The following is an 8,282-nucleotide window of genomic DNA, read 5'->3' as shown; positions in this document are numbered from 1 at the left end:
ATGCCCAGTATTTCATCGCATTTAAGGAGGTGCCTGATGTAAGCGCGCGAGTAGTTACGGCACGTATAGCAATCGCAATGATGGTCGAGCGGCGTAAAGTCACGCGCATATTTCGCGTTCCGGATGACAAGCCTTCCGTGGCTCGTCATGCACGTACCGTTACGGGCAATGCGGGTTGGCAGCACACAGTCGAACATATCGATTCCGCGTATGGCGCCCTCAATGAGTGCATCCGGTGAGCCAACCCCCATTAAATACCGCGGCTTATTCGCCGGAAGCAGCGGTACGGTGTAGTCGAGCACTTCAAACATCATGTGGTGCGGCTCTCCTACACTTAAGCCCCCGATTGCATAGCCCGGAAAGTCAAGGGATGTAATTTCCTTTGCGCTCTGCTCGCGCAGTTCCCGGTACATCCCCCCCTGAACGATGCCGAACAACGCCTGGTCATGCGGCCGCTTATGAGCCTTGAGACAGCGTTCTGCCCAGCGGGTCGTCCGCTCCATTGATGGTTTTACATACTCAGGCTCCGCAGGGTAGGGTGCACACTCATCAAACGCCATAATAATATCCGCTCCAAGCGCATTCTGAATTTCCATCGCTTTTTCCGGTCCAATAAACAGTTTTTCCCCGTTTAAATGCGAGCGAAAGGATACACCCTCCTCGTCAATCTCCCGCAAATTGCTTAAGCTGAATACCTGGAAGCCGCCACTGTCAGTCAGAATGGCACGGTCCCAGTTCATAAAAGAATGGAGCCCGCCAGCCTCTTCAACAATCTCGTGGCCGGGGCGGAGAAACAGATGGTAGGTATTGCTTAAAATAATCTGCGCCTCCATTTCCTTCAGCTCTTCCGGGCTCATTGCCTTTACCGTAGCGAGCGTTCCTACCGGCATGAATACGGGTGTGTCGATCGTTCCGTGTGGGGTGTGCAGTTTTCCGATCCGGGCCCCTGTTTGCTTACACGTTTTAATTAATTCGTAACGTACTGCCAATTGTGTATCCTCCTATAAGGTAAACATATAAAGCTTAGTATTCCCTTAAATAATAAGCATTGCATCACCAAAGCTGAAAAACCGGTATTCCTGCTGTACTGCTTCCTCATATGCGCGCAGGATATTTTCCCGCCCGGCCAGTGCGCTGACGAGCATAACAAGCGTAGACTTGGGCAAATGGAAGTTCGTTTGCAAGCCATCAATCACCGAGAAGGTATACCCTGGGTAAATAAAAATATCCGTCCACCCCTCTTCTGCCCGCAGCTCTCCGCCGTACTTCTGTCCGATGGTTTCCAGCGTGCGGCAGGAGGTTGTTCCAACCGCAATGACGCGTCCGCCCCGTTCTTTCGTTTCATTAATAATTCGCGCATTCTCCTCATCGAGCCGATAGAATTCACTATGCATTTCATGCTCCTCAATCACATCGGCAGCAACCGGGCGAAACGTTCCCAAACCTACGTGGAGTGTAATGAAAGCAAGGTTCACACCGTTCGCTTTCAGCTCCTCCAAATACTCTGCCGTAAAGTGCAGGCCTGCCGTAGGAGCCGCCGCCGAACCGCGGTGCTTTGCATACACGGTCTGGTAACGTTCGCTGTCTTCAAGCTGTTCCTTAATATAAGGCGGGAGCGGCATTTCGCCAAGGCGGTCCAGTAGCTCATTAAAAATCCCTTCATACGTAAAACGCATAATTCTGCCGCCCACCTTTGTTTCCTCAAGGCATTCTCCCACAAGCAATCCATCGCCAAACTGAATGCGGGCACCGGGCTTGATGCGCTTCCCCGGCCGGACGAGCGTCTCCCACCGGTCATCTCCGAGTGCCTTAAGCAGCAGCACTTCAATATGCGCCCCGGTTCCCTCTTTCACACCAAAAAGCCGGGCAGGAACCACCCTTGTATCATTTAATACAAGGGTGTCGCCGGCTTTTATGTACTTTTTTAAATCAGTAAACTGCCTATGCTCCGTTTGGCCCGTTTCCTTGTGGAGAACGAGCAGGCGCGATCCGGTTCGGTCTTGCAGTGGATTTTGCGCAATTAACGATTCAGGCAGGGTAAAGTCAAAATCGTTGACGTTCACTAGATATCCCTCGACTTTTCCGTTGATTCGTCCCCTTATTGAGACGCTATCTATGATACCGATTTTTCCTTATTCATGCAAGAAATCCGAATTTATCTTAGTATTGCCGGTTTCCATAGTTTTCAGCAAGCTGTACGTTCGTATAATAGAAGTCCAGGATGTCTGTATATGTTTTTCCGTCTTTCGCCATCTGCTTAGCTCCGAATTGGCTCATCCCCACACCATGTCCCCAGCCTTTTCCTGTAAACGTGACGGAGATAGGAACGCCTGCCTGCGGCTTGTTTGGAAGAATGGCCGTTTGCCCGGCTGCCCCTTCAATCACAATCTCTGCGGCCGGCACCTTTTTAACAGTGCTGCCGTTTGTAACCGCAAGTTCATTTACCGGTTTCTGCGCCTGTCCTGCAGCCCCCTTAATAGGTACTGTGGCTGGCAAAACAGCGGCCGGTGCCGCTTCAGCTTTAATCGTATAGAGAGCGCTCCGCAGGCCAAGTGCAGTGCGGGCCTGATCCTTAGTCAATGTTACCGCCCCTTTGTCCCCTTCGATTGTAAGGTCGGCCACCCGCTGTGACGGGTAGGCGGCACGCAGTTCTACATTTCGAATCGCCCCGACATCTATTTTCGTTGCCCGGATAAGATTTTGCCTGATTTCCTCCATGCTCGCTTTCTTCTGCCAATTCCAATCCTTAACGGCGGGAGATATTTTGACATCATACGGATCCGGTTTTGCAAGCAAATACGGATAGGCTCCTGCCGCATTGCTTTTCCATACATTATCCGGTGTCTCTGTATAGCCCCCGTTGCTTGAACTGTATAAAGCGGATATCAATTTTCCGTTATATGTAAGAACCTGTCCGGCCGTTTCTTCTACCGCTTGCGCCGAATTAGGGCCTTCGATTTTAACTCCCGCATATACCTGGTACTGGTCGGTGTCATTAATGTATTCGGCCGGCTTTTTCAGCTTCATTGCATTTGCCGCGTATGTGCGGGCGGCAACCGCCTGGGCCTTCAGAGCCTCCAGCTCCCATGAATCGCTCATCTCCCTCGGGACAACACCCTTGAGGTAATTCTCGGTGCCAACGATATTAATCGGCTTAATCGTAGGAAGGGAGTTTTTTGTACCTGCCCTGAATTCCATTGCCTCCCGGTATTTGAGCGCTTCTTTTTTCCCCGTAAGCTGAATCATATTATCTGCAAGCCCTGCATCTGCCGGAACGATTTTAATAGATACCTGGTCCTGCAGTAAAGCAATAGGAGGAACCATTCCGTCATTCTGGTAGAGGCTCAGTTTTCCATTCTGCAGGGATATATTGTAGATTTGACCCGCTGCAAGCGATATACTCTCGTTTCCCTCCAGTATGTAATCTGTCTGCGGCATAAACGAAACATTAGAAAGCACTTCTGATGCTCCTAGCAAAAACGGCGCGGTAAGCTCTACCCGCACCTGGGATTCTTCCGCCGAATATGCCGGACGGGCAAACGGCAGAAGCAAGCTCAAACTAAGCAATAGCAATAGCAATAATACTTTTCCCGGTTTCAACCCTATCTCAACCTTCCCCTGTATAAATTTAGTATAGTGTGGTGAATATTCTAGTAAAAAATGAAGATTTCACCATTCTATTAATTTAACGTATAACTATACTAAATGTCTCTCCCTTAACAATAAAAAAACATCGCGCTCATAGCCTCGCGATGTTTTTCTTGCATTCCAGGATTGTAAGGTCTTGCGATCGTTATCTGAACGGATTAAAAGCGTTTAATAAAATTAAACAATAGGGCTGTTACCGCAAAAGAAGCGATTGTTACGACTCCTATCATTGCTGGAATTGACATGATTTATTCCTTCTCTCGATTATTTTTCCGCAAAATCCAGATGCGGGTTTCTCGCCTTCATGCTGTCTATATTTTTGGTAAACTCCTCTGTTTCCTCTTCCAGGAGCTGTGTCTGAATCAACCGTTCGGAACGGACTTCCAATAACCGCAGAAGCTGTTCCATCATTTCGCCGTAGCTAATCCCTATCCCAATGAGTTCGGACAGGGAAGCCACGATGCCGGGAGAAACGAGCGGGTACGTATCACTTGCATTCGCAGCCGCCCCATAGAAATCCCGGACGAGTTCAGCCCTCTGCGCACCGCTTCCTTCAACAAGAAGAAATGCCTGCACGGCAACCGCGCCCCTTCGCCGGCGCTGTGCCAGGCCGCCGAATTTTCTTCCGCCGATGCTAATATCAAAATCCCCCGGGCAGTAAGAACCGGCAACCTCTCCCGTATCAACCTCTGTATTGTACGGCGCAAGAAGAAGCCGCACGAGCTCTACCATGGCCCTGTACCCTGCATTGATATCGGTGAAGGCGTCTTCTGTTGGCAAAATGATCGAAAGGTTCAACACACCGGCATCGAGCACGACGGCGGAGCCTCCCGAGTTTCTTACAATAGGCATATACCCGTGCTCCGATAAATAGGCAAGCCCTTCCGCAATGCCTGAGAGCTTGTAATCAACATTGCCCAGCACCACATTATTATGGTGGACCCAGGCCCGAATCGTTGCCGGGCTCCTTTTTCCGCTAACGGACGTGCACAGGGTGTCATCCATCGCAAAGGAATACAACGCATGAAAGGAGGGGTGGGTTTTCGTTTGATCGATGACCCTCCACTCCTTCTGCCCGAATAAGTATTGTGTAGTTAGCATCCCCATTGTCCTCGCTTACATGTGAAGTAACCGCTATTTAAAAAAAACGAAACAGATAAAAAATCAACGAAAGGACCACACTTAAAATGATGCTTGTAGCGACAGGAAAATAAAAACGGAAATTATCCCTCTCTACCACGATATCTCCCGGCAGCCGGCCCAGGCTTAGAAAACGCCCGCCTACCTGCCAGAGAAGTCCAAGTATAATGAGCACGACCCCGCCGATAATCATGACTTTCGCCACTGGATTCAAGCGCCAGGCACCTCTCTTCCAAAATAATGGTACGCTTGCGCCGTAACCATCCGGCCGCGCGGCGTGCGCTGCAAAAATCCGATTTGCATTAAGTAAGGTTCATATACGTCTTCGATTGTAGCGCTCTCCTCGCTTATCGTTGCCGCAAGCGTGTCAAGGCCTACCGGGCCTCCACGGAATGTATCCATAATCGAGAAAATGAGCTTATGATCGATATCATCCAGCCCCATTTTATCGACCTGGATGCGTTCAAGCGCCTGGCATGCCGTCTCCCCGGTGATGACCCCATCGCCCCACACCTGGGCAAAATCACGCACACGTTTAAGCAGCCGGTTGGCAATGCGAGGGGTTCCGCGGGAACGGCGCGCAATTTCCGCTGCTCCTTCTTCGCGAATTTCCACTTCGAAGATCTCGGCCGCACGCATTACGATGTACGTTAACTCGTCCGTCGTATAATACTGGAGGCGGCTGACGACGCCAAAGCGATCCCGCAGCGGAGCCGAGAGCATGCCGGCTCTTGTCGTTGCGCCAACAAGGGTAAAAGGCGGAAGGTCCAGCCGCACCGATTTGGCCTCCGGTCCTTTCCCAATGACGATGTCGAGCGAGTAATCCTCCATCGCAGGGTATAGCACTTCCTCAACGCTGCGGGCCAGCCGGTGAATCTCATCAATAAACAGGACATCCCCTTCGGAAAGCCCGGTTAAAATCGCGGCCAAATCACCCGGGCGCTCGATTGCCGGGCCTGACGTCATCTTCATCTTTACGCCAAGCTCATTGGCGATGATAGCGGACAGCGTCGTTTTTCCGAGACCCGGCGGCCCATAGAGCAGCACATGATCAAGCGCCTCGCTGCGAAGCTTCGCCGCCTCAATAAACACCTTGAGGTTTTCCTTAATCTGGTTCTGCCCGATATATTCCGCAAAATAGCGGGGACGGAGGCTGTACTCCATCGTATATTCTTCATTTTGCATCTCTGCTGAAATCATTCGTTCATCCACCATCAATCCCTCCCTCAGGTGGTCAGAAACAACTGAAGCGCCCGCTTAATAATTTTATCCGTTGATGCGAGATCTGCTCCGTCTTTCTCTAATTTCTTCATAACCTTCTGAATCTCAGCGGGGCTGTATCCGAGCGCCCCCAGAGCTTCCATCGCCTCCTGCTTCGGTTCGTCGAAAGCGTTGAAAAGCGACGTCCCGTCTTCCGCCTGCGGCTCTCCTTCTACCATCACGACACTTGTATCCATGATAGGAACTGACTTTAACTTGTCCTTTAAATCGAGAACCATACGCTGGGCTGTTTTCTTCCCGATGCCGGGAAAACGGGTAAGAAAATCAATGTTCTCCAGCCGGATCGCCGAAATGATTTGCTCTGGTGTTCCCGCTGATGTAATCGCAAGCGCTCCCTTGGGCCCAATCCCCGATACATCCAGCAGCTTGCGGAATAAGTCCCGCTCACTCCTTGCCTTAAATCCATATAAATGAATCGCATCCTCCCTTACATAATGGTGGGTATAGATACGAACTGTATTTTTTTCTCCCTGCCTATAATAGAATGGGTTCCCTGAAAAAATGCGGTACCCGACCCCATTCGTTACAAGAACAACACTATCGGTTTCAATATAGGCAACTTGCCCTTCAATAAAATCAATCATGCACCGGTCCTCCCGTTTCTCCGCAAAAACTGCCTTTTTCTATTGTACACTATCCGCCAAAATACGAACATATATTTCGATACAGCAGATGTTTTATTTCACAGTAAAAAGGGACGTAAGAATGTTTGCCCCCTATATGCAGGATGGCAAACTTCTTGTGTCCCCATTCTTCCGCTCCCCCTACATCGGGTGGGCCATCGTTTCCTTCTCTTCATCTGAGAACTCACTGTATGTTGATATGATAGAGTTGTACTCCGCTATATCATTGACATGGATCCCGTGGCGCAGAAGATCTAGTTCCTCTACCGGCAGGCTCGATTCAAGCTTTTTCTGGTTCAACTGGAAGAAGGTTTGCATAACCTGCCCTTTTTCTGGCAGGCCATCGAATAGGGTAAGCTCACCATCACGGTTGATTCCGAAATATCCCCGCTTTTTACAGTAGGCAGAAATATCGTTCACTTTTTTCTCAAACGTGTATTTATCGTTCTTTTGCGAAACAAGGCTCCAGCCTGTATACCGTTTGAGAAGCTCATCAGAAGAAGTAATGACTTCTTTTCGCCTTTCTTCCTCCGTCTCCCCGCACACGTATTTATGCACAAGCAGGACGTCGACAGATCTGGCCACCGCTTCGTTTCCTTTCATGTTCTCGATTGTTCTAAATAAATAGAAAGTTCCAGTGCCAGTGATGGCAATAAAAACGAAACCGGTAAGGAAAATAGTAATCCACCGTTTCTTAGCTTGCAGTCTAGTTTTTAACAAAGCCACATAAACCCCTTCTTTACCTATTATTCTAGTATCCATCTTTGCCAGGAGAAAAAAATTTATACGCTCCATTCTAACTTTCGTGGCAAAACGCCCACCCATGCATATGATGTAACGTAATTTGCTTAGAAAGGTAGGTCGAAACTGTGAAAATTCACATTGTGAAAAAGGGAGATACCCTTTGGAAAATTGCTAACAAATACAACGTTGACTTCGAAACGCTAAAAAAAGTAAATGGCCATATTAAGAACCCGGATAAAATTTCTCCTGGATGGAAAGTGAAAATCCCTACCGAAAGCGTGCCTCTCAACCCTTCAAAACCCGGAAAGGAAGCAGGCACACAGGTCCAGATGAATATCCATATTCCGCCAATGCACATAAAGGAACAGCCGGTAAAAGAGGTGCCAATCCAGCAGGCACCACCGATGCCGGTACCGGTTCCAATGAAAGAAATTCCGATCCCTCCTGCTCCGACACCAACGCAGGAGGCACCGGCAATGCCGAAGGAAATGCCAAAGGCTCCGCAAACGCCGACACCACCAATGCCGGCACCGCAATTGCCAGTCCAGCAAATGCCCAAGGAAATGCCAAAGACTCCGCAAATGCCGACACCACCAATGCCTGCACCGCAATTGCCAGTCCAGCAGGCACCTGTGATGCAGCCGCCTGTGATGCCCCAGTATCCAATCCCAATGTGCCAGCCTTTATATCCACAGCAGATGCCGCTCTACCCTCCTATGCCAATGGTGCAGGGATATCATTACCCCATGATGCCGCAACAGGAGCATTGTTATGACGAGAGCAGCGCCTATTCTGGTATAATGACACCTATGTACAATGCACCGTATACGCAGATGCCGGAATATC

General features: G+C 49.7%; 9 protein-coding genes. 1 reads left to right on the top strand and 8 read right to left on the bottom strand.

The genetic code is table 11. The features are described from left to right. The 8 genes from tgt to MBEAL2_RS29875 all read right to left on the bottom strand — a co-directional run. Positions 1–989: tRNA guanosine(34) transglycosylase Tgt (gene tgt / locus MBEAL2_RS28035; protein ID WP_047155478.1), on the bottom strand; the 989-nt coding region annotated here is incomplete at its 3' end. Between the two features lie 45 nt (positions 990–1,034). Continuing rightward, positions 1,035–2,063 carry a tRNA preQ1(34) S-adenosylmethionine ribosyltransferase-isomerase QueA gene (gene queA / locus MBEAL2_RS28030; protein ID WP_047155477.1) on the bottom strand — a complete coding sequence of 343 codons (1,029 nt, stop codon included), beginning with the start codon at positions 2,061–2,063 and terminating at the stop codon, positions 1,035–1,037. A 97-nt stretch (positions 2,064–2,160) separates the two neighbouring features. Further along, positions 2,161–3,600 (bottom strand): SpoIID/LytB domain-containing protein, encoded by a 1,440-nt coding sequence (locus MBEAL2_RS28025; RefSeq protein ID WP_047155476.1) that lies wholly within the window; start codon positions 3,598–3,600, stop codon positions 2,161–2,163. A gap of 312 nt (positions 3,601–3,912) precedes the next feature. Then, complete coding sequence (locus MBEAL2_RS28020) at positions 3,913–4,749, bottom strand: lipoate--protein ligase family protein (protein ID WP_047155475.1); 837 nt, start codon at positions 4,747–4,749, stop codon at positions 3,913–3,915. Between the two features lie 37 nt (positions 4,750–4,786). Further along, positions 4,787–5,002, bottom strand: coding sequence for a DUF2905 domain-containing protein (locus tag MBEAL2_RS28015; RefSeq protein ID WP_047155474.1), 216 nt, complete (start codon positions 5,000–5,002; stop codon positions 4,787–4,789). Continuing rightward, positions 4,999–6,000 (bottom strand): Holliday junction branch migration DNA helicase RuvB, encoded by a 1,002-nt coding sequence (gene ruvB / locus MBEAL2_RS28010; RefSeq protein ID WP_047155481.1) that lies wholly within the window; start codon positions 5,998–6,000, stop codon positions 4,999–5,001. Before ruvB ends, MBEAL2_RS28015 begins: the two co-directional genes overlap by 4 nt. A gap of 14 nt (positions 6,001–6,014) precedes the next feature. Next, positions 6,015–6,653 carry a Holliday junction branch migration protein RuvA gene (gene ruvA, locus MBEAL2_RS28005; RefSeq protein WP_047155473.1) on the bottom strand — a complete coding sequence of 213 codons (639 nt, stop codon included), beginning with the start codon at positions 6,651–6,653 and terminating at the stop codon, positions 6,015–6,017. A 180-nt stretch (positions 6,654–6,833) separates the two neighbouring features. Beyond that, the gene (locus MBEAL2_RS29875; protein ID WP_161798318.1) at positions 6,834–7,418 is read right to left on the bottom strand and encodes a BofC C-terminal domain-containing protein; all 585 of its coding nucleotides are present in this window, start codon (positions 7,416–7,418) and stop codon (positions 6,834–6,836) included. 143 nt (positions 7,419–7,561) lie between these two features. Here MBEAL2_RS29875 and MBEAL2_RS29870 point away from each other — a divergent pair. Beyond that, positions 7,562–8,282 (top strand): LysM peptidoglycan-binding domain-containing protein (locus MBEAL2_RS29870; protein WP_152667961.1); only part of this gene is annotated, 721 nt, incomplete at its 3' end.

Source organism: Aneurinibacillus tyrosinisolvens (assembly GCF_001015055.1).
Taxonomy (GTDB): Bacteria; Bacillota; Bacilli; order Aneurinibacillales; family Aneurinibacillaceae; genus Aneurinibacillus_A; species Aneurinibacillus_A tyrosinisolvens.
The sequence above is the reverse complement of the archived record's forward strand: the minus strand, read 5'-3'. Positions and strand labels throughout refer to the sequence as shown.